The organism is Kitasatospora sp. NPDC057940 (genome assembly GCF_042887425.1).
Classification (GTDB): domain Bacteria; phylum Actinomycetota; class Actinomycetes; order Streptomycetales; family Streptomycetaceae; genus Kitasatospora.
The window spans coordinates 161,099-181,375 of sequence record NZ_JBHVPH010000001.1 but is presented as its reverse complement, the minus strand read 5'-3'; the positions used below and the strand labels follow the sequence as shown (position 1 = coordinate 181,375).

24 protein-coding genes are annotated in these 20,277 nt (G+C 69.5%); 19 read left to right on the top strand and 5 right to left on the bottom strand.

What is annotated here, in order from left to right; all coding sequences use genetic code 11:
* Window positions 1-91 precede the first annotated feature (91 nt).
* The 5 genes from hisC (at window position 92) to ACFVTF_RS00845 (ending at window position 5,594) form a co-directional block, all read left to right on the top strand.
* The gene (gene hisC, locus ACFVTF_RS00865) at window positions 92-1,168 is read left to right on the top strand and encodes a histidinol-phosphate transaminase (RefSeq protein ID WP_371517822.1); all 1,077 of its coding nucleotides are present in this window, start codon (window positions 92-94) and stop codon (window positions 1,166-1,168) included.
* Window positions 1,169-1,467: 299 nt separating this feature from the next.
* Complete coding sequence (locus tag ACFVTF_RS00860) at window positions 1,468-2,865, top strand: efflux RND transporter periplasmic adaptor subunit (RefSeq protein WP_387807450.1); 1,398 nt, start codon at window positions 1,468-1,470, stop codon at window positions 2,863-2,865.
* Between the two features lie 2 nt (window positions 2,866-2,867).
* Window positions 2,868-3,671 carry an ABC transporter ATP-binding protein gene (locus ACFVTF_RS00855; protein ID WP_363368137.1) on the top strand — a complete coding sequence of 268 codons (804 nt, stop codon included), beginning with the start codon at window positions 2,868-2,870 and terminating at the stop codon, window positions 3,669-3,671.
* The gene (locus ACFVTF_RS00850) at window positions 3,668-4,879 is read left to right on the top strand and encodes an ABC transporter permease (protein WP_350876859.1); all 1,212 of its coding nucleotides are present in this window, start codon (window positions 3,668-3,670) and stop codon (window positions 4,877-4,879) included. Before ACFVTF_RS00855 ends, ACFVTF_RS00850 begins: the two co-directional genes overlap by 4 nt.
* A gap of 7 nt (window positions 4,880-4,886) precedes the next feature.
* Window positions 4,887-5,594, top strand: coding sequence for a hypothetical protein (locus ACFVTF_RS00845; protein ID WP_387807447.1), 708 nt, complete (start codon window positions 4,887-4,889; stop codon window positions 5,592-5,594).
* A gap of 64 nt (window positions 5,595-5,658) precedes the next feature.
* Here the strand turns inward: ACFVTF_RS00845 and ACFVTF_RS00840 are convergent, their stop codons facing one another.
* Genes ACFVTF_RS00840 through ACFVTF_RS00830 form a run of 3 tightly spaced genes read right to left on the bottom strand, consistent with a single transcriptional unit; the run spans window position 5,659 to window position 6,403 of the window.
* Window positions 5,659-5,790 (bottom strand): hypothetical protein, encoded by a 132-nt coding sequence (locus tag ACFVTF_RS00840; RefSeq protein ID WP_387807444.1) that lies wholly within the window; start codon window positions 5,788-5,790, stop codon window positions 5,659-5,661.
* Window positions 5,790-6,044, bottom strand: a complete 255-nt coding sequence (locus ACFVTF_RS00835) for a hypothetical protein (RefSeq protein ID WP_063348409.1) — start codon at window positions 6,042-6,044, stop codon at window positions 5,790-5,792. The genes ACFVTF_RS00840 and ACFVTF_RS00835 overlap by 1 nt, the downstream gene beginning before the upstream one ends.
* Window positions 6,041-6,403: an ATP-binding protein gene (locus ACFVTF_RS00830; RefSeq protein ID WP_387807440.1), complete on the bottom strand. Its 363-nt coding sequence runs from the start codon at window positions 6,401-6,403 to the stop codon at window positions 6,041-6,043. The genes ACFVTF_RS00835 and ACFVTF_RS00830 overlap by 4 nt, the downstream gene beginning before the upstream one ends.
* A 110-nt stretch (window positions 6,404-6,513) precedes the next feature.
* Here ACFVTF_RS00830 and ACFVTF_RS00825 point away from each other — a divergent pair, with 110 nt between their 5' ends.
* The 5 genes from ACFVTF_RS00825 to ACFVTF_RS00805 all read left to right on the top strand — a co-directional run bounded on the left by ACFVTF_RS00825 (window position 6,514) and on the right by ACFVTF_RS00805 (window position 8,582).
* Entirely contained in the window at window positions 6,514-7,491 is a 978-nt protein-coding gene (locus tag ACFVTF_RS00825; RefSeq protein ID WP_387807437.1) for a helix-turn-helix domain-containing protein, read from the top strand.
* Window positions 7,484-7,684: a DUF397 domain-containing protein gene (locus ACFVTF_RS00820; RefSeq protein ID WP_387807434.1), complete on the top strand. Its 201-nt coding sequence runs from the start codon at window positions 7,484-7,486 to the stop codon at window positions 7,682-7,684. The genes ACFVTF_RS00825 and ACFVTF_RS00820 overlap by 8 nt, the downstream gene beginning before the upstream one ends.
* A gap of 97 nt (window positions 7,685-7,781) precedes the next feature.
* Window positions 7,782-7,982, top strand: coding sequence for a DUF397 domain-containing protein (locus tag ACFVTF_RS00815; protein ID WP_380423525.1), 201 nt, complete (start codon window positions 7,782-7,784; stop codon window positions 7,980-7,982).
* A gap of 99 nt (window positions 7,983-8,081) precedes the next feature.
* Entirely contained in the window at window positions 8,082-8,282 is a 201-nt protein-coding gene (locus ACFVTF_RS00810) for a DUF397 domain-containing protein (protein ID WP_387807432.1), read from the top strand.
* 99 nt (window positions 8,283-8,381) lie between these two features.
* Window positions 8,382-8,582 carry a DUF397 domain-containing protein gene (locus ACFVTF_RS00805; protein WP_387807429.1) on the top strand — a complete coding sequence of 67 codons (201 nt, stop codon included), beginning with the start codon at window positions 8,382-8,384 and terminating at the stop codon, window positions 8,580-8,582.
* Window positions 8,583-8,640: 58 nt separating this feature from the next.
* On the opposite strand, the gene ACFVTF_RS00800 is transcribed toward ACFVTF_RS00805, so the two are convergent.
* Window positions 8,641-10,842, bottom strand: coding sequence for a transglycosylase domain-containing protein (locus ACFVTF_RS00800; RefSeq protein ID WP_387807427.1), 2,202 nt, complete (start codon window positions 10,840-10,842; stop codon window positions 8,641-8,643).
* Window positions 10,843-11,696: 854 nt separating this feature from the next.
* On the opposite strand from ACFVTF_RS00800, the gene ACFVTF_RS00795 reads away from it, so the two are divergent.
* From ACFVTF_RS00795 to ACFVTF_RS00770, 6 genes are all read left to right on the top strand, one after another.
* Window positions 11,697-11,903 (top strand): hypothetical protein, encoded by a 207-nt coding sequence (locus ACFVTF_RS00795; RefSeq protein ID WP_387807424.1) that lies wholly within the window; start codon window positions 11,697-11,699, stop codon window positions 11,901-11,903.
* Window positions 11,887-12,408, top strand: a complete 522-nt coding sequence (locus ACFVTF_RS00790; protein WP_387807422.1) for a DUF6879 family protein — start codon at window positions 11,887-11,889, stop codon at window positions 12,406-12,408. The genes ACFVTF_RS00795 and ACFVTF_RS00790 overlap by 17 nt, the downstream gene beginning before the upstream one ends.
* Complete coding sequence (locus ACFVTF_RS00785) at window positions 12,405-13,220, top strand: helix-turn-helix domain-containing protein (protein WP_387807419.1); 816 nt, start codon at window positions 12,405-12,407, stop codon at window positions 13,218-13,220. The genes ACFVTF_RS00790 and ACFVTF_RS00785 overlap by 4 nt, the downstream gene beginning before the upstream one ends.
* Before the next feature lie 138 nt (window positions 13,221-13,358).
* The gene (locus ACFVTF_RS00780) at window positions 13,359-13,811 is read left to right on the top strand and encodes an NUDIX domain-containing protein (protein ID WP_387807416.1); all 453 of its coding nucleotides are present in this window, start codon (window positions 13,359-13,361) and stop codon (window positions 13,809-13,811) included.
* Window positions 13,812-13,870: 59 nt separating this feature from the next.
* Window positions 13,871-14,818 carry a hypothetical protein gene (locus ACFVTF_RS00775; RefSeq protein WP_387807413.1) on the top strand — a complete coding sequence of 316 codons (948 nt, stop codon included), beginning with the start codon at window positions 13,871-13,873 and terminating at the stop codon, window positions 14,816-14,818.
* 53 nt (window positions 14,819-14,871) lie between these two features.
* Window positions 14,872-16,005: a methyltransferase domain-containing protein gene (locus ACFVTF_RS00770; protein ID WP_387807410.1), complete on the top strand. Its 1,134-nt coding sequence runs from the start codon at window positions 14,872-14,874 to the stop codon at window positions 16,003-16,005.
* Between the two features lie 6 nt (window positions 16,006-16,011).
* On the opposite strand, the gene ACFVTF_RS00765 is transcribed toward ACFVTF_RS00770, so the two are convergent.
* Window positions 16,012-16,935: an RNA polymerase sigma-70 factor gene (locus tag ACFVTF_RS00765; protein WP_387807408.1), complete on the bottom strand. Its 924-nt coding sequence runs from the start codon at window positions 16,933-16,935 to the stop codon at window positions 16,012-16,014.
* A 153-nt stretch (window positions 16,936-17,088) separates the two neighbouring features.
* Here ACFVTF_RS00765 and ACFVTF_RS00760 point away from each other — a divergent pair, with 153 nt between their 5' ends.
* The 3 genes from ACFVTF_RS00760 to ACFVTF_RS00750 all read left to right on the top strand — a co-directional run bounded on the left by ACFVTF_RS00760 (window position 17,089) and on the right by ACFVTF_RS00750 (window position 20,224).
* Complete coding sequence (locus tag ACFVTF_RS00760) at window positions 17,089-17,562, top strand: carboxymuconolactone decarboxylase family protein (protein WP_387807405.1); 474 nt, start codon at window positions 17,089-17,091, stop codon at window positions 17,560-17,562.
* 286 nt (window positions 17,563-17,848) lie between these two features.
* The gene (locus ACFVTF_RS00755; protein ID WP_387807403.1) at window positions 17,849-18,601 is read left to right on the top strand and encodes a response regulator transcription factor; all 753 of its coding nucleotides are present in this window, start codon (window positions 17,849-17,851) and stop codon (window positions 18,599-18,601) included.
* Window positions 18,602-18,613: 12 nt separating this feature from the next.
* Window positions 18,614-20,224 carry a sensor histidine kinase gene (locus ACFVTF_RS00750; protein ID WP_387807400.1) on the top strand — a complete coding sequence of 537 codons (1,611 nt, stop codon included), beginning with the start codon at window positions 18,614-18,616 and terminating at the stop codon, window positions 20,222-20,224.
* Window positions 20,225-20,277: the final 53 nt, after the last annotated feature.

Here is a 20,277-nt window from a genome sequence, read left to right as displayed (position 1 = left end):
TGGCGGGGGCGGCCGCACCGGAGAACACGCGCAGAACACGCGCCGAACGCGTGCCGAACGCGCGCGGACAGCATCGAGAAGGAGTAGGACCGTGACGAGTACGTCAGCGCAGGGCCCGCGGCTGCGGCCGACCCTGGACGGCATCCCCACCTACAAGCCCGGCAAGCCGGCCGGCGCCGACGCGTACAAGCTGTCCTCCAACGAGAACCCGTACGACCCGCTGCCCGGCGTGCTGGAGGCGGCGGTCGCGGCGGCCGGCTCGCTCAACCGCTACCCCGACATGGCCGTCGGCGAGCTCAGCGAGGTACTGGCCGAGCGCTTCGGCGTGCCCGTCGAGCACATCGCCACCGGCACCGGCTCGGTCGGCGTCGCCCAGTCGCTGATCCTCGCCACCGCGGGCCCCGGCGACGAGGTGGTCTTCGCCTGGCGCTCCTTCGAGGCGTACCCGATCATCACCCAGGTCGCCGGCGCGACCCCCGTCCCGGTGCCGATCACCGAGGCCGGCGACCACGACCTGGACGCGATGCTCGCCGCGATCACCCCGAAGACCCGGCTGGTGTTCGTCTGCAACCCCAACAACCCCACCGGCAACGTGATCCACCGCGCCGAGCTGGAGCGCTTCCTGGACGCCGTCCCGTCCGACGTCCTGGTGGTCGTCGACGAGGCGTACATCGAGTTCATCCGCGACCCCGAGGTGCCCAACGGCATCGACCTCTACCGGGACCGCCCCAACGTCTGCGTGCTGCGCACCTTCTCCAAGGCGTACGGCCTCGCGGGCATGCGGGTCGGCTTCGCGATCGCGCACGAGCCGGTGGCCAACGCGCTGCGCAAGACCGCCGTCCCGTTCGGCGTCAGCCAGCTCGCCCAGAACGCCGCCGTCGCCTCGGTGCGCGCCGAGCAGGCGCTGCTGGAGCGGGTGGACGCGCTGGTCGAGGAGCGCACCCGGGTGGTGGCCGGGCTGCGCGCCCAGGGCTGGGAGATCCCGGACTCGCAGGCCAACTTCGTCTGGCTGGGCCTCGGCGAGCGCTCGCAGGAGTTCGCCGTCGCGTGCGCCGAGGCCGGGGTGATCGTCCGGCCGTTCCCGGAGGGCGTCCGGATCTCGATCGGCGAGACCGAGGGCAACTCGATCTTCCTCTCGGTGGCCGAGGCGTTCCGCAAGACGCTCTGACCGGCGGTTTCTTAGTTTTCGCAGGCTCTTTCGCAGGTTCCGCAGGGGCGCACCGGTTCGCGGTGCGCCCCTGCGGCGTTTCCGGCTCCCCGGGCCGCCCTCCCGGGCGCTGCCGGATGGCTGGAGATCACCGGAACTCACTGGGAGCCCGCTGGGAGTTCGGCCAACGACGGCCCACGGCGGGGCCAAGGCGCCCGCGCGAACCGGGTGGTGTGACCGGAATGCCCGGATCCGCCCGGTCAGTCTTCTCCCAGCCCGCGCCCAGGGCTCCGCAAGAGCGCCCAGGAAAGCTGTCCGGCATGAAGGTGCTCCCGCGACGGCGAGGCGTCGTCCTCGTCAACTCCGCGCTCGGCGTGGCGCTCCTGGGCGGTGCCGCCCTGGTGTACGCCACAGTGAACAGCGGCACCAGTGCCGCCGCCGGCAAGACCCAGATCCGTACGGCGACCGTGGCCAAGGGAACGGTCCTGGCCACCGTGTCCGGAACCGGCACCCTGGTCTCACCGACCGACGCGGCCCAGGACTTCGCGACCGGCGGTCGGCTCACCTCGGTCAAGGTCGCGGTGGGGGACGCCGTCAAGAAGGGCCAGGTGCTCGCCACCGTCGACACCACGGCCGCCCAGCAGCAGGTGGACGCCGCCCAGGCGTCCCTGACCACGGCCAACGCCAACCTCACCAAGGCGCAGGCCGGTGTCACCACCACGACCACCCAGCCGCTGCCGGGTGCGACCTCCGGCGCCGCCGGCAACGGCGGTGGTGGTGGGGACCGCGGAGCGGGCGCGAACAGCACGCCCGCTCCGCAGACCACCACCATCACCACCACCAAGGTCGACGACGCGGCCGTCGCCCAGGCCCAACAGCAGGTCGCCACCGCGCAGACCACCCTCGCCAACGCCCAGGCGGCGCTGACCGGCACCACCCTGACCGCCTCGGTGGACGGGACGGTCGCGTCCGTATCGGCGAAGGTCGGCGACACCGTGGGCGGCGTGAGTTCCGGCGGCTCGTCCGGCTCCACCGGGTCGTCCGGGTCGACCGGCAAGTCGTCCACCGGCAGCACCGCTTCGGGCGGCGCGCCGAGCGGCTTCATCGTGCTGACCAACCCGACCGGGATGCAGGTCACCGCCAACTTCTCCGAACTGGACTCGCTCAAGCTCAAGAAGGGCGAGGCGGCCACCGTCACCCTGAACGCGCAGTCCGACACCAAGCTCAACGCCAGTGTCCTGTCCGTCAGTTCGCTGCCCAGCAGCAGCGGCGGCAGCGCCGGTTCGACGGCCGTCCAGTACGCCGCCACGCTCCAGCTCAGCGGTGACACCAGCGCGCTGCGCACCGGCCTCAGCGCCACCGTCCAGGTGATCACCGGCGAGGCGGACAGCGCGCTGTCGCTGCCCACCGCCGCGCTCTCCGGCACCGGCGCCAGCCGCACCGCGACCGTGGTGCACCCGGACGGCTCCAGCGAGCGGGTCAGCGTCGGGGTCGGCGTCGAGGGCGACAGCACGGTGCAGGTGGTCTCCGGACTGAAGGAGGGCGACAAGGTCGAACTCCCCACCACCAGCGGCGGCAACGGCTTCCCGAACGCCTCCTTCCCGGGGATCGGCGGCGGCCAGGGCCGTGGCGGCCAGGGCGGCGGCGCCGGACTGGCGGGCGTCGGCGGTGGCGGCGGTGCCGCCGGCGGCGGGGCCGGCCGGGGCGGTAAGGGCTGAGCATGCGTCACGTCATCGACAAGCGCGTCCCGGCGGCGCCCCCGCCCGTCATCCAGCTGCGCCGGATCACCAAGGCGTACGGGCACGGCGACGCCGTCGTGCACGCGCTGCACGGCCCGGAGGACCCGGACACCGGCGGCCCGCTCGGCGTCAGCCTGAACATCCACCAGGGCGACTACGTCGCGGTGATGGGCAGCTCCGGCTCCGGCAAGTCCACCATGATGAACATCCTCGGCTGCCTGGACGTCCCGACCGCCGGCCGCTACCTGCTGGACGGCATCGACGTCGGCCACCTCGACGAGGGGCAGCTCGCGCTGGTCCGCAACCGCAAGATCGGCTTCGTCTTCCAGTCCTTCAACCTGATCCCGCGCACCACCGCGCTCGCCCAGGTCGAGCTGCCGCTCGCCTACGCGGGCGTCCGGGCCTCGGAGCGGCGCCGCCGGGCCCTGGCCGCGCTCTCCCTGGTCGGCCTCGCCGAGCGCGCCGGGCACCGGCCCAACCAGCTCTCCGGCGGCCAGCAGCAGCGCGTCGCGGTCGCCCGGGCGCTGGTCACCGCACCGGCGATGCTGCTCGCCGACGAGCCCACCGGCAACCTGGACAGCCGCTCCACCGAGGAGGTCCTCGACCTCGTCGACGCGCTCAACGCCACCGGCCGCACCGTCGTCCTGATCACCCACGAGGACGAAGTCGCGCGGCACGCCAAGCGGGTGCTCCGGCTGGTCGACGGCCGGATCGTCAGCGACGTCCGGCAGGCCCCGGTGGACGGGCCGCCGCCACTGCTGCGCGAGCTGGGGGTGCCGGCGTGATCCTCTGGCAGATGCTCCGCTTCGCGGTCGGCGGCCTGGCCGCCAACAAGGTGCGCTCGGCGCTCACCATGCTCGGGGTGCTGATCGGCGTCGCCTCGGTGATCCTGCTGCTGGCCGTCGGCAACGGCTCGTCGGTCGCGGTGAAGGAGTCGATCACCTCGCTCGGCACCAACTCGCTGACGGTCAGCTCCGGTTCGGCCAGCGGCGGCGCCCGTGCCACCTCCTCGGTGAAGAAGCTGACGGTCGCCGACGCCAAGGCACTGGCCGCCGACACCGACTCGACCGCGATCAGGTCGGTCGCCCCGGTGGTCACCACCAGCGGGACGGCGCTGTACGGGGACATCTCGTACAGCCCCGGCTCGATCGTCGGCACCTACCCGGCGTACTTCGAGACCGCCAACCAGAAGGTCGCGCACGGCGAGTACTTCACCGACGACGACGTGCTCGGCTCGCGCAAGGTCGCGGTGCTCGGCGCCACGACGGCCAAGCAGCTGTTCGACACCGTGGACCCGGTCGGCAAGAAGATCGTCCTCGGTGGCACCCCGTTCACCGTGGTCGGCGTGCTCCAGGCCAAGGGCGGCAGCGGCTTCACCGACCCGGACGACGTGGTGATCGCCCCGCTGCCGACCGTGCAGAACGCCTTCACCGGCTTCGGGTCCGTCAACCAGATCCTGGTGCAGGCCAGTTCGGCCGACAGCACGACCGCGGCCCAGGCCGAGATCACCCGGGTGCTGCTCGGCACCCACGCGATCGCCGACCCGACCAAGGCCGACTTCCGGATCACCAGCCAGTCCTCGCTGCTCACGGCGAGGGAGAGCACCACGAAGACCTTCACCGTGCTGCTCGGCGCGGTGGCGGCGATCTCGCTGCTCGTCGGCGGGATCGGGATCACCAACATCATGCTGGTGACGGTCACCGAGCGGACCAGGGAGATCGGCATCCGCAAGGCGCTCGGCGCCCCGCGCGCGGTGATCCTCGGGCAGTTCCTGACCGAGTCGACCCTGCTCTCGGTGCTCGGCGCCGGACTCGGGGTGGCCGCCGGGATCGCCGGCTCGCACTTCAGCATCGTCGGCATCAAACCGGTGGTGATCCCCGAATCCGTGATCGGCGCGTTCGGCATCGCCGTCGCCATCGGCCTGTTCTTCGGCAGCTACCCCGCCAACCGGGCCGCCTCGCTGCGGCCGATCGACGCCCTCCGGCACGAGTAGGACTCCCATGAGCAACGAGATCGCCACGGTCAGCAGCAGCACGCCGGCCGAGCAGGTCGCCCTGCTCGCCACCCCGCCGGACGCCCGCGACGTCACCGCCGAGCTCGCCGCCCCGCCGCGGCGCAAGCTGCCCTGGCTCAGCCTGGTGCTGGCGGGGGGCGTGATCGCCAGCGGGGCCTTCGCGGGCGGGGTCTGGTACCAGCAGAACCACGGGACGAGTGGCGGCTCCTCGCACGCGACGGCTTCCGCCGCCGGGCAGCAGCAGCGGGCGGCCGGGGCGGGTGGGGCGGCTGGTGGCGGCGGCGGATACGGGCAGAGCGGGTCCCGCCGGGGTGGGCAGGGCGGTGCTCAGGGTTCCGGTCAGGGCGCTGCTGGTCAGGGTGCTGGCCAGGGTGGCCAGGGCGGGTTCACCCGGGGAACGGTCAAGGCCGTCGACGGCACCACCGTGTATCTGACCGACGCCAACGGCAACACCGTCAAGGTCACCACCGGCGACGCGACGAAGGTCCAGCTCAACAAGGAGGGCAAGGTCGCCGACCTCCAGCCCGGCCAGAGCGTGACCGTCGTCGGCACGCCTGACGCCAACGGCGGCTACGCGGCCAGCCAGCTCGTCGAGGGCTCGGCGGCGGGTGCGGGCGGCGCGGGCGGCGCGGGCGGCGCGGGCTTTGGCGGCGGCTTCGGTGGTGGTGCTCCCAAGAACCCGTCCGGGGGCTGACCCCGTAGCTCCCGGACGCCGCGAGGCCCTCGCCCATCCCTGGGGCGAGGGCCTTCGCATGTGGTCAGCGCTGGTTGTCGTAGTCGTCGCGGTCGCCGGGGCACGGCATCCTGAGGGTCGCGATGACGCCGAGCGCCACGGTGACGATCGCGAGCGCGAGGAGCGCCACCAGAACGGCTCCGACGAAGAAACCCATCATCCCCACGCCTCGTCCCGTTCCACGTCGCGGAGGAGGTGGAGGAGGTTGAGCAGAGTGCTCACGGGGGCGTTGCCGAAGTCGACGAGGATGCGGCCGTCGAGGGTGGTTTCGTGGGGGAAGGCGGAGCCCCAGAGGAGACCGTAGGAGCGTCCGCGCTGGTGCACCTCGCCGAGCAGGGCGACGATCTGGGGCTGGGTGTAGTCGCGCATCCGGGGGTCGTCCGGCGCGACGGGTTCGCGGGCGGCGCTCACGCGGCGGAGTCCAGCTCGTACCAGACCGTTTTGCCGCGCTCCTGGGAGTCCACGCCCCAGCGGTGCGTGAGCCCTTCGATGAGCTGGAGCCCCCGGCCGGTGGTGGCCAGGTCGGGCAGTTGGCGTCGCTCGGGGAGGACGTCGCTCTCGTCCGAGACGGAGACCCGGAGGGTGCCGCCGAGGAGGGAGAGGAGGACGACGGGGGAGGCGGTCCTACCGTGCCGCCACGCGTTGACGACCAGTTCGGCCAGAGCGAGTTCGGCGAAGAAGATGGTCTCGGCGTCCCACCCGGAGCGGGTCAGGGCGTCCCGCAGGGACTGCCGGGCGAGCGCGAGCGAGGGGGTGTTGAGGGTGCACACGGGAACCTCCGCGAGGCTGCTGGTGTGGGGAGAGAGGGAAGGGTTGCCTTCGGAACAGCCATTGCTGACGATCCGTCGGATCGACCCGAGAGTGACCATAACTCACGGCCATGGAAAATTTTCCATGGAATCCAGATATTCCCTCGATCGTGGCCACTGCCCCGGATGGACCCATGTCTGGCCAGCGCGGCAGACTGGGACCACTCTTGCCCCGGAAGGAAGCCATGGCTCGTACGAACCCCACACTTCGTCAGCGCAGGCTGGGAGCAGAACTGCGAAGAATGCGAGAACAGGCCGGCCTCGGCGGCAGCCAGCTCGGCCGCGAGGTCGGCATGAACCCGGCGCAGGTGACGCAGATGGAGTCGGGGAAGATCGGCATCAGCGTGGAGCGGCTGCACACGATCGCCACAACGTGCATGTGCGCCAACCAGCCTCTGATCGACGCGCTCGCCGACGTCATCACCGAGCGAGGAAGGGCTGGGTGGTGGGAGGAGTACCGAGAGGCACTGGCAACGGACTTCCTCGACATCGCTGAGCTTGAGGGGCATGCTCGTAGGCTCTCGGTCTACGGGACCACCTTCGTCCCCGGACTGCTCCAGACCGGGTCCTATACCGCCGCGTTGTTCGCACAGGCCTATCCACCGCCGCTGCGCCACGAGGTCGATCTCAAGACGGCCTTCCGCATGCAGCGACAGCGCATCATCCGCTCCGGGGCGAAGCCGTACTCCGCCTTCATCCACGAGGCAGCTCTGCGTATGCAGTTCAGTGATCCGAAGGTCAACGTCGAGCAGATCGACGCTCTCATTGCGGACTCGGAGCAACCCAGCATCTCGGTTCGAGTCGTGCCGTTCGCCGCTGGCGCTGTCCCGAGTGCGTGCGAGAACTTCACCTATGCCGAAGGGCCGATCACCGAGCTGGACGCCGCACAGATGGATACTGGTCACGGCGGCCGGCTCTTCGACAGCCCGGCCCACCTCGCAAGGTTCCGGGCCCTCCTTGCCAGCATGGATTCCACCGCACTCTCCGAAGAGGAGTCACGAGACTTCATGCGGTCAATCAAGGAAGAAATGGCAGGTAAGCATGTCTAGCTCTGTGTGGCAGAAGTCCAGCTACTCAGCCTCAAGTGACAACTGTGTTGAGGTACGGGCCGCCGACGGACTGATCGAGCTCCGGGAGTCCGACGAAGGCGAGGTCATCGTCCGCACCGCCGCCCACAAGTTCGCTGCGTTCCTTCAGGGGGCGAAGGCTGGGGAGTTTGACCACTTCATCGGCGACGCCTGAGCGAATCGTTTCGGCGGCCCCTTGCTCGTTGCAAGGGGCCGCCGGCGAGAAGCCGTGAGGCCTCGTTTGATCGAATAAGAAGGGAGCGGCAACGGTCGTGACTAACTCCGCCTGGCAAAAGTCCAGTTACTCCGGATCAAGCAACGCATGTGTTGAGGTTCGTGTTGTCGCCGGGGTGATCGAGCTTCGTGAGTCCGATGAGGGCGAGGTGGTCGTCCGCACGACTGCCCGCAAGTTCGCTGTGTTCCTTCAGGGGGCGAAGGCGGGCGAGTTCGACCACTTCACCGCCGACGCCTGAGTGAAACGATCCGGCGGCCCCTTGCTGCTCGCGAGGGGCCGCCGTCGAAGGATCCTTGGGACCTCGTCCGATCGAACGAGAAGAGAGGCGGGAGCAAGAATGACTAACTTCAGCTGGCAGAAGTCCAGTTACTCGGCTGCGAACTCTGAGTGCGTTGAGGTTCGTGTTGTCGCCGGGGTGATTGAACTTCGTGAGTCCGACGAGGGTGAGGTCGTTGTCCGTACGACCGCCCTCAAGTTCGCTGCGTTCCTTCAGGGGGCGAAGGCTGGGGAGTTTGACCACTTCACCGCCGACGCCTGAGCAGACCGTTTCGGCGGCCACTTGCTGCTCGCGAGGGGCCGTCGGTGAGGGGTCCTTGGGACCTCGTCCGATCGAACGAGAAGAGAGATGGCAGCAGGCATGACTAACTTCGTTTGGCAGAAGTCAAGTTACTCAGGTTCGAACGCCGACTGCGTTGAGGTCCGTGCGGTCGCCGGGCTGATCGAACTCCGGGAGTCCGACGAGGGCGAGGTCGTCGTCCGCACGACCGCCCTCAAGTTCGCTTTGTTCCTCCAGGGTGCGAAGGCGGGCGAGTTCGACCACCTCACCGTCGACGCCTGAGCGAAACGATCCGGCGGCCCCTTGCTGCTCTCGCAAGGGGCCGCCGGAGTGACTGCTGTCAGTGCTGCTGGTCGGGCTGGTTGGTGGCCGGGGCGCCCGTGCCGGTGCCGGTGTTGTTCGGGTCGGTCTTGGGGGCCGGGTCGGGGATGTCGGCCATCGGCAGGGACTGCTTGGGCGTGCCGCGCAGGGCCTGGTTCATGGCGTCGCGCCAGATCGGGCCGGGGCCGTCGGCGCCGAACACCTCGGTGCGGTACTTGCCGTTGATGGTGAGGTTGCGCATCTCGACGCCGCCGTTGGGGCCGCCGAGCCAGACGGCGGTGGCGAGCTGCGGGGTGTAGCCGTTGAACCAGGCGGCCCGCTTGCGGTCCGAGGTGCCGGTCTTGCCGGCGATCTGGCGGTTGTCGTCCAGGTTGAGCGCCGCGCCGGTGCCCTTGTTCTCGGTCACGCCGTTCAGGACGGTGTTCATCGCCCGGGCCGTGTCATCGGAGAACGCCTTCTCGCACTGGCCGGCCGGGACGGGGACGTCCTTGCCGTCCACGGTGGTGATCTTGTTGATGGCGATCGGGGAGCAGTGCGTGCCCTGGGCGGCGAAGGTCGCGTAGATGTTGGCCATGGTCAGCGGGCTCATCTCCTCCACTCCCAGGGCCATCGCGGGGACCTCCTCCAGCGGCTTGCCGCTGGCCTTGCTGGTGACGCCCAGCTTGTTGGCCATCTGCTTGACCGCGCAGAGGCCGATCTCCTGCTCCATCTGCACGAAGTAGGTGTTGACCGAGAGGGCCATCGCCTGCTTCAGCTGGTAGGGGCCCTTCTCGCTGGCGGACTCGTTGGGCACCACCGCCTTGGGCCGTCCCTGGTTCTTCCAGGTGCCCTCGCAGGTCTTCATCGTGGGGTACTCCATCGAGTTCGGGGCCGAGTACTCCTGGGTCGCCGGCAGGCCCGCCTCCAGGGCCGCGGCCGCGACGACCGGCTTGAACGTGGAGCCGGGCTGGAAGCCGTTGCCGCCGCCCATCGCCGCGTCCACGTTGAGGTTGACGACGGTCTGGTTCTTGTTGGCGTCCAGGCCGTACGGGCGGGTCTGCGCCATCGCGAGGATCTTGCCGGTGCCGGGCTCGACCATGGTGGCGGCGGCCGAGACGGTGTCGGTGACCTTCACGTTGGAGGTCACCGCGCTCTGGGCGGCGGCCTGCTTGTCCGGGTCCAGCGTGGTGTAGATGTTCAGGCCGCCGGTGTCCCAGAACTTCTTGCGGTCGGCGGCGCTCTGGCCGAAGGCCGGGTCCTGCTTGACCACGTGCCGGACGTAGTCGCAGAAGAAGCCCATGCCGCCCTGGGCGGTGGCGGTGATGCAACCGTTCTGCGGGTCCTTGAAGTTGAGACCCAGCGGGGCGGCCTTGGCCTCCTTGGCCTGGTCCGCGGTGATGTGCTTGTTCTCGACCATCTTGTCGATGACCGTGTCCCGGCGCTTCTGCGCGGCCACCGGGTGCAGCTTCGGGTCGTACTGGGAGGGGTTCTGCACCAGCCCGGCCAGCATGGCGGCCTCGGCGATCGTCAGGTCCTTGTTGCTCTTGCTGAAGTAGCGCTGGGAGGCGGCCTCCACGCCGTAGGCGCCGTTCCCGTAGTACGTGATGTTGAGGTAGTTGGTGAGGATCTGGTCCTTCGACAGGTCCTCCTCCAGCTTGATCGCGACCTTGAGCTCCTGGATCTTGCGACCCAGGGTCTTGCGCTGAGCCTCCAGCACCGCGGCCTGGTCCTCGCCCGCCTTCTCCACGTTGACGTTCTTCACGTACTGCTGGGTCAGCGTCGAGGCACCCTGTGAGGCGGTGCCGCTCTCGGCGTTCTTGCCGATCGCCCGGAGCACGCCCTTGAGGTCGACGGCGCCGTGCTCGTAGAACCGGGCGTCCTCGATGTCGACTTGAGCCTGTCGCATGAACGGCGACATCTGCTCAGGGGTGATGACCGTGCGGTCGCGCTCGTACACCTTGGCGATCAGGCCGCCCTTGGCGTCGAAGATCTGCGTCGCCTGGGTGAGCGGCGGGGTCTTGAAGTCGCTGGGGATGTCTTCGAAGCCCTCCGCCGTGCCCTTGGCGGTCAGCCCGAAACCGCCGGCGGCGGGCAGGGCGAGGCCCGCCAGCAGCACACCGGACACCACGCTCGCCGCCAGGAAGATCCCACCGAAGCGGGCCAGCCGAAGCGGCGCCTTGCGGGGCGGGGGGAGAGCCGCGCTGTCGGAGGCATTCCATATCGGAGGGAGATTCGATTCCATCCAGGAATGCTAGCCCGCACACCTCGCCGGTCGAACGATTTTTCGCACACAGCTGTCACGGCTGTGCAACAGATATCGAAAATCGACTTCGGCACGTCAAGTCGCATACGTACCAAATTTTCAGAACAAGAAATACAGGACACCTGCAGCCAATTCGGATCCCCCCTGGCAGCGTGACCGCGGACCGCGCCTGCGTCTCCGCGGCTCCGCCTACCGCGCCCTCCCCCTCTCGCGACCCTGACACCACTTAGATGCCGCGAGCGGGCCAAAAGGTTGCCTACGCCCGGTGAGCCCTTTGCACCCGCCCCGCATGCCCGCCGCGTCCTCGCCGTCGGCGGCGCGCCCCCTCGCGCCGGTGCCGCAGCGGCCTGACCAGCAGTCATTGCACCGGCGAAGCTCCGCGGTCGGCGTAGGAAGTCGGCCACCCGACTTCCTGTGCCGACGCCACCTGAGAGCCCTCCGCGGCCCTCGCGCCCACCCACGCGAGGGCCGCATCCCGCAAGCCGCCATCGAGCCCCAGCGACTCGTCCCGGCGGCCCCTTGCTCTCCGCAAGGGGCCGCCGGTTGACAGGCGTTTGGTGGGAGACAGAACCCGGCGTACAGGCCGACTGGTTCGCCGGCCGCCAGGCCAGGTGATCTGCCGAGTCGTAGACCGGCAGGCAGGATTCCTGTGTCTTTCGTCGCGGTCTTCGATGTTTGCCGAGCGGCACTGCCGGTTGCATAGATGCTCTGGTCACCCGATCCGGTGACCCCGGGGGCGGTTTCCCGTTCTCTCAACTGCCAAGTCTTGACCCTGCAGTCATGGTTTCGGGAGCATCAAACGGGACGCCGGTCGCCAGGAGGGGAGCGCGATCATGAAGCTGACACGCCTTGCTGGAGAGTGCGAGAAGGGCACGTGCCCGACGGTGTACGCCGTGGACGGTACGGGAGACCTCATCGTGCAGGGGTACGTGGTGGACAACGCGGAGGCGCTGACGACGATGCGGCTCCCCGCCGGAGAGGCTGCAGTTCGCATTCCGGCTTCGTTGATTCGGAGGATTTCCAGTGAGCATCTCGGGTGAAGACTTCGAGAATCTGTTCTCGACTTTCCGGCGGGAGGCGTTTCGACTGGAGACGCTGGATGACTACAGTGGGTCATCGAGCGCAGAGAGTATTCGAGCATTTCTTGACGGGGAGCAGCAGCCGGCAGACTACAACCATGAATGGGTGGAGGAGGTCCGGGCGAACACTGGCAGTGGAAAGCGAATGTACCGAGTTCACATCCTTTCGCGCCCGCTGACTCCGTACCTTCGGTTCGAACTCGGCTGGGGGTACACCAAGAACGCGACTGCCGGTGAGGAGTTCTTCATCCTCGATACCACCGAGCAGCCCAATCCGCTCGATGGTGTTCCTGATTTCTGGGCTTTCGACGAGTCGATGGTCGTCACCATGAGCTATGGCGATGGCGGAACCTTCCTTGGCGCCGGAAAAGAGTCGACCGCCGAGAAATGGCTGGAGTACCGCGATATCGCCCTGAGCCACGCGGTGCCGTTCGCCGAGTGGTGGGAGCGGTACGGGAGCGAGTGAGAGGCACAGATCTCGGCAAAGCGCTGCGGGAACTGCGACTGGCCAGTGGGAAGGAGGCCAAGGCAGTTGCCCGCAGCGCTGCCATGTCCCCGAGCAAGCTCAGCAAGATCGAGAACGGACGTCTCGCACCCAGCGTCATCGATGTGGAACGCATTCTCACCGCCTTGGAGGTGCCGGACGAGGCCAAGGTCCGGCTGGCCGCTGCTGCCCGTGCGATCGCTACAGAAGCCACAGCTTGGCGAATCTACCGCCGCGCCGGCCTGCACAAACACCAGGAAGACATCGGGGCTATAGAGGCGAAAACACAGGTGCTTCGTGTTTTCCAACACTCCTGTGTCCCGGGCCTCCTGCAGTCGCCGGAGTATGTTCGTGCGGTTCAGCAGCACTCCGAGCTCACCGATGATGCGCTGGAGAAGATGATCACCGCTCGATTGCGCAGGCAGGAGATCCTCTTCGACCCGGCTCGGAAATTCCATTTTTTGATCACGGAGTCCGTGCTGCGGTGGGAGATCGTTTCGCCTCCCATGATGGCTGCTCAGCTGGACAAGATCGTGGCCATGTCGCGTATGCCAAACATCACCGTCGGCGTGGTGCCCCGGTCGGCTCCGAAGTCGCACCTTCCGACATGTTCGTTCGTCATGTTCGATGCGCGCCTGGTTATCGTGGAAATTCCGCACGCGGAAATCACCACGAGTGAGCCAAGGGATGTCGAGCAGTATGCATCCAAGTTCCAGGAATTCGAACATGCGTCTGTCGTGGGGAACGAGATGCGTTGCATGGTAGAAGAAATTCGGGACGAGTTTTTGAGGTAACAGGAAATCGTCTCGCAGTGCTCTTCTCCAGCCTTTACATTGGTGCTCGCCCGTTGGCGTCGGTGGCGTGGCGTGCGGGATCGTGGGTCGACTGCGCGAGAAGCGTGAGAGTGGCCCGACCGATGAAGGGGCGAACCCATGAAGAAGATCGCTGCACGGCTCTGGCGGATCATTCGGGGGCCCATGCAGTGGCGGGTGCTGTGGTTGTGGCACTCGAAGTTCATGGTCGGCGTGACGGGCATCGTCCGTGACCAGGACGGCCGGGTGCTGCTGCTGAAGCACCGGATGTGGCCGGAGGGGCGGCAGTGGGGGCTGCCGACCGGCTACGCGAACGCGAAGGAGGCCTTCGAGGACACCGTCGTGCGCGAGGTCCGGGAGGAGACCGGGCTGACGGTGAAGGTGTGCGAGCTGGCACACCTGAAGAGCGGTTACCAACTGCGGGTCGAAGTCGCCTACGAGGCGCTGTACGTCAGCGGCCGGATCGAGGTGGCCTCGTTCGAGATTCTGGAGGCTCGATGGTTCTCACCGGACGATCTTCCCGAGGGGCTGCAGGAGTCGCACCGGCAATTGATCGACCGTCAGCGCTTCTGACACTCGGCCGCTCGCTCACGCCCTCGTGCCTGGGGCCGAACGAGCAACTGGCCGGCGGGGTGGCCGATCGCGCGGAATTGGCGCACTTGCTGGCCGCGCGGCGGTCCACGGCGGCGCTCGACCAGGCGCACCCGCACATGGCGTTCTCGCTGCTGCACTGGGTGTTGGACACCTGGGCCGACGAGGCGGCTCGTGAGGTCTTCCGTCAGGGGTCCGCGCTTCTGGCGGACCGGTGCCGGGAGTTGGGTCTGAGACAGCTGCTACCGATCGACCGCGTGTGGGTCGGGGTGCGTTCGACCCAGCCCGAGGCCTTCGGCGGATTCCACCACCCGAACCAGGGCTACCGACACGTTCAGCTCGCGTCGGTGATCACGATGTACGGGCGGCTGAATGATCCGGGGTCGGCGTCACCCGAACTGGGTGCGCTCGACCTGCTGCGGTCGTACGCCCATGACTGCCTGCACTTCGGCTCGTTCCGGGAGTACCGGCTCCAGGGCGGGCAGGTGGTCCGCAGCCGGTACGGGATCAACCGGCGTGACACGCAGGGCCAGGCGTACTCGGCGTTGGACAGGGACGACGCCGTCTCGACGCGGAATCTCGGCGTCATCATGGAGGGGGCCACCGATCGGGAGGCCCGGCTGATCGCTGCGATGGTGGCCGACCGACTCGGCCTGGCCGAGCGCATCGCACCGCCCGACCAGCTGGCGTTCCGCGACACCACGGGACGGTTGAGGCCAGACGACTTCGACCACTTCGAGCCTGGCGTGGCGACGCGCTTCCAACTGGCCATGGCCGGATACGAGCGCGGCGTCGGCGCGCGCTACCAGCGCTTTCTGGCCGAGATGGGCGGGGCCACCGCGGGCTCGCTGCACGAGCTCGTAGTCGCCGCGATCATCAGCGGTGACCTGGCCCGCCTGACCAACTGGCTCGACCGGCGGCACGGGCCCGGATCGTTCCCGCGGATCTTCCGTTCGCCGGCCTACAAGGGGCCCGACCCCGGCGAGTAGACGGCTGGGCACCACCATCGCCATCTGTGACTACCTGGAAGGATCGACCGGGCATGACCAGCGTCCTCGATGAGCAACTTCTACGGATCGGCTTGGCCTCGGAGATCGAGCGGGGGAGTGCGGTGCTGTCCTCGCGGGTGGTCGAGGCGTTCCTCAATGTCCCCCGGCATCCGTTCGTGCCGGTGTTCTTCCGGGAGGAGGGTGGCCTCTACCGGGCCTGGTGTGCAACGGACTTGGCGGACAGCGCGCGGTTGCGGCAGGTGTACACGGACCGGGTGTTGGTGACCGAGGTCGACGGGGTGCATGCGGAGGACGCGGGGCTGGACGGTCGAAAGGGCGCGGCCACCTCCTCGTCCACGCTGCCGAGTCTGATGGCGGACATGCTCGACGCGCTGGATGTCCGGCCTGGGGATCGGGTGCTGGAGATCGGGACCGGGACGGGCTACAACGCCGCTCTGCTCTGCCACCTGGTCGGCGCGGACCACGTCACCACGGTCGACCGCACCGAGCAGTTGGTGACCACCGCCCGGGTGCGGTTGAGCGAGGTCGGGTTCGAGCCGACCGTCGTGCGGGCGGACGGGGTGGCGGGGTGCCCGGGCGGCGCGCCGTACGACCGGATCATCGCCACGTGCTCCGTGCGGAGGATTCCCCAGGCCTGGCTCGACCAGTGCGGGCCGGGCGGTCTCATCGTCGCCCCGATCGGTGGTGCCCTGGGCGGAGGCGCCCTGGCCCGGCTGACCAAATTGCCGGACGGGCGTGCGGTGGGGCGTTTCCTGCACAGGCCGGCCGGCTTCATGCCGCTGCGTTCCGGCGACGCGCCCGGCCCGCCGGCTCGCGAGCCGCGAGTCGGCGGGCGGATCACGGAGGTCGGCGCCCGGGTCCTGGACGACTACGGGTTCTCCTTCTGGGCGGGACTCCACCTCGCCCCCACGATCGTCCGGCACGGCCGCACCCTGCACGACCCTGCCGACGGCTCGGCCGCCCGCGTGCAGGACCACCCCGACGGCTCGTCCACCGTCGCCGTCAGCGGCCCCCGAGACCTGTGGCAGACCATCGAGACCGCGTACCGGACCTGGCTCGACCGCAACCGGCCCCGGCGGGAGTGGTTCACCGTCGAGACGGGGCCTGACGGGCAGTCCGTGGGGTACGCAGGCCCGGACGGGTCTTCGAGCCGGTGGAAGCTCTGAGGAGGGTCACCTCGTCTTCACCAGGGCGATGTCGGAGACCGGGCCGAGGTGGGTGAGTTTGTCGGGGTTGGACACCGAGTGGACTGCCTGGATGGCGCCGTCGGCGATGTCGAGTTCCAGCACGCCGGCGATGCGGCCTTCAGTGTCATGAAGGGCAGCGCCCGGGCGGCCGTTGACGGTGGCCGGCGTCAACGTGACGCCGAGTCTGCGGTTGCGGCGGAGGCCGCCTATGAGGAGCTGGGCGACGCGGCGTAGGCCGGTGAGGGCCTTGCCGAGGGCGCGGGCCTTGCCGCCGCCGTCGCCGTGGAAGACGACGTCGGGGGAGAGGAGTCGGAGCAGGGCCTCCAGGTCGCCGCCTTCGGTGGCTTCGAAGAACCTGCGGGCGAGTTCGTCGGCCTCGGCCTTGCGTACCCGGGTGTCGACGGCCCGGGCCGAGGGGGCGAGGCGCTTGCGGGCGCGGGTGAGGATCTGGCGGCAGTTGGCCTCGGACTTGCCGACGGCGCCGGCGATCTCCGGGTAGCCGTACCCGAAGGCCTCGCGGAGCATGAACACCGCCCGCTCGGTCGGGGAGAGGACTTCCAGCAGGACGAGGAACGCCATCGACAACGCGTCGGCCAGTTCGGCGTGTTCGGCCGGCCCCGGGCGGTCGGCGGTCGCCACGACGGGTTCGGGCAGCCACTCGCCCACGTACGTCTCCCGGCGGACCCTCGCCGACGTCAGGTGGTTGATGCCCAGCCTGGTCACCGACGTGGTCAGGTACGCCTTGAGGTTGGTGATCGTGGTCCCGGCCCGGTCGGCCCGGGTCAGGCCGAGGAGGGCGTCCTGGACGATGTCCTCGGCGTCGCCGACGGAGCCCGTCATCCCGTAGGCGATGGAGAACAGCAGCGGCCGGTAGCCGGCCGCATCCGTCGCAACTGCCGATCCCGCCATGGCACTCCTCCCCCGGTTCGCCGAGCAGGGTATCCGCAGGGTACCCAACGACCCGCCGGAGGTGGTGACGCAGGTCACATCCGCACCTGTCACGGCCCGCCGGGCTGCCCTGTCTCAGAGGGCACCAGCGGACAACGACAAGGGAGCGACACGATGGAAGCCCGCCTGAACCCCTTCGCCAGCCAGACGATGTCCAAGTTCCTCAAGCACCTCATCGCGGCCAACAAGGTGATCGTGGACTCGACTCTGCCGTTCGCGACGCAGGAGTTGGTGAAGCTGCGCGCCAGCCAGATCAACGGCTGCGGCTTCTGCGTCGACATGCACTTCAAGGACGCCGTGCACGGCGGGGAGGAGGCGACCCGCCTCAACCTGGTCGCGGCCTGGCGGGAGGCGACGGTGTTCACGGACGCCGAGCGTGCCGCCCTGGAGCTGGCGGAGCAGGGCACCCGCCTGGCCGACGCGGCCGGCGGGGTCACGGACGAGGCCTGGGCGAACGCCGCGAAGCACTACGACGAGGAGCAGCTCGCGGCCCTGGTGTCGCTCATCGCGATCATCAACGCCTTCAACCGCGGCAACGTGATCGCCCGGATGCCCGCCGGTAGTTACCGGCCCGGTCAGCACATCTGACCGGAGCCCCTTCCGTGGCCGGGGAGTGGTCTCCCCGGCCGCGGGCGTCCGGCTCCCGGCCGTCGGGCTCTGGGCCGTCGGTGCTTCCGGGGCGTTACCGTCCGTGCGCATACCACCCAGCCTGCGCTGGGGGCCTTGTGCTGAAAAAACCGACCGATAAGGTGTTAATCCAACATTCATCGATGCCGCATAGCCTCCGGGGGCTAGCCTCATGCCGAATGCCATCGTCCGACCAGGAGGCGAAAGCCCCGTGCAAGGCACAGTCACCACACCAGGCGGGTCCGCGGTGGCCGGCGGCCCTGGCGAGGCCTTCCTCCTCGTCGTCGACGACGAACCCAACATCCGCGAGCTGCTCGCCGCCTCGCTGCGCTTCTCCGGTTTCCGGGTCGCCTCCGCCGCCAGCGGCACCGAGGCCCTCGACCTGATAGCCGTCGAACGCCCCGACCTCGTCGTCCTCGACGTGATGCTCCCGGACCTCGACGGCTTCACCGTCGTCGAGAAGCTGCGCGAGCGGACCAACCGCGGCCAGATCGCCGGGCCCGTGCACGGCCACCCCGGCGACCACCTCCCGGTGCTCTTCCTCACCGCCAAGGACGGCGTCGGCGACAAGGTCCAGGGCCTCGCCGCGGGCGCCGACGACTACGTCACCAAGCCGTTCAGCCTGGAGGAGCTGATCGCCCGGATCCGCGCCATCCTGCGCCGCTCCGGCGGGCCCGCCGAGGACGGCCGGCTCATCGTCGCCGACCTCAGCCTCGACCCGATCGCCCACGAGGTCACCCGGGCCGGCACCCCCGTCGCGCTCTCCCCGACCGAGTTCAAGCTGCTCCACTACCTGATGGCCAACGTCGGCCGGGTGGTCTCCAAGGCGCAGATCCTCGACCACGTCTGGGCCTACGACTTCGGCGGCGACCTCTCCATCGTCGAGTCGTACATCTCCTACCTGCGCCGCAAGCTCGACTCCGGCCCGGCCCACGGCCCCAAGCTGATCCACACCGTGCGCGGCATCGGCTACGCGCTGCGCCGCCCCCCGCAGGGCTGACCGGTCCGCTCCGTGTCCGCCCGGCTCTCCACCCGGCTGTCGGTGTTCCGGCGGCGGCTCTCCCGGCTGCCCCTGCCCCGGCGGCAGTTCTCCCGGCTGTTCTCCCGGCTGTCGAGGCTGTCCGGGCTGTCCCGGCTGTCCCTGCGCGCCCGGCTGCTGGTGCTCGCGCTGGTGCTGGTCACCACCGGGCTGGCGGTCAGCGACGCCGTCGTGCTCGGCACCGTCCGGGTGCAGCTGGTCGATCAACTCGACGAGCAGCTCCAGCGGTACGGGCTGCCGCTGTCCCACAAGGGCCCGGTCCGGGTCGGCACCCCGGAGGCCGGGCGCCCCGCCGTCACCGGCAAACGCAGCACCCTGCCCAGCCAGTACCTGGTCCAGTACCTCTCCTCGGACGGCAAGGTGCAGGCCGTCATGCGCCAGCCCGTCTCCGACAGCGACCCGGCGCCCCAACTCGCCGGCCTCGACCCGACCCGCACCGAACCCGACGTCCCCTTCGACCTGCCCGACCAGCGCGGCCACTACAACTGGCGGGTGCTCGTGCTGCCGATCCAGACCCCCCGGGCCCCGGCCGCCGCCAGCCCCAGCGACTACGCCTCGCCCGCCGTCACCGCGACCTACGTCATGGTGGCCGTCTCCCGCGCGGACATCGACGCCACCGTCGGCAAGCTGCGCAGCTCCTTCCTCGCGATCGGCGGCGCCGTCCTGCTGCTGATCGCCGCGCTCGGCTTCTTCGCCGTCCGCGCCGGGCTGCGGCCACTGCGCCGGATCGAGGCCGGCGCCGCCCGGATCGCCGACGGCGAACTCTCCTACCGGATGCCGGAACTCTCCCCCGGCACCGAGGTCGGGCGGCTGTCCATCGCGCTCAACGGCATGCTCACCCAGATCGAGGCCGCCTTCGCCGCCCGCGCCGAATCCGAGGCCCGGATGCGGCGGTTCGTCGCCGACGCCTCGCACGAGCTGCGCACCCCGCTCGCCGGGATCCGCGGCTTCACCGAGCTCTACCGGATGGGCGCGCTGCCCACCGACGGGGACGTCAAGCGGACCATGACCCGGATCGAGAGCGAGGCCGTCCGGATGGGGGCCCTGGTCGAGGACCTGCTGGTGCTCGCCCGGCTCGACGAGGAACGCCCGCTCGACCTCGCCCCGATGGACCTGCGCACCCTCGCCGCGGACGCGCTGCACGACCTCACCGCCCTCGACCCGACCCGGCCCGTCTCCCTCACCGGCCCGTCCGGCACCGGCGCCCCCGGCGCGGCCCCCGTCCTCGGCGACGAGGCCCGGCTGCGGCAGGTGGTCACCAATCTGGTCGGCAACGCGGTCAAGCACACCCCGCCCGGCACCCCGGTGCGGATCGGGGTCGGCGGCGCGGGCGGCGTCTGCCTGCTGGAGGTCGCCGACGCCGGGCCGGGGCTCACCGACGGCCAGGCCCAGCGGGTCTTCGACCGCTTCTACCGGGTCGACGCCTCCCGCAGCCGGCACGGCGGCGGCGGCGCCGGACTCGGCCTCGCCATCGCCACCGCGCTCACCCACGCGCACGGCGGCACCCTCACCCTGGACACCGCCCCCGGCGCCGGCGCCACGTTCCGGGTCGAACTGCCCACCAACGGTGACCGGACTTCCTGACGGCATTGTCGACACGTCAATTCGCTTGCTGACCAGGCAATGGCGGGCCGTTT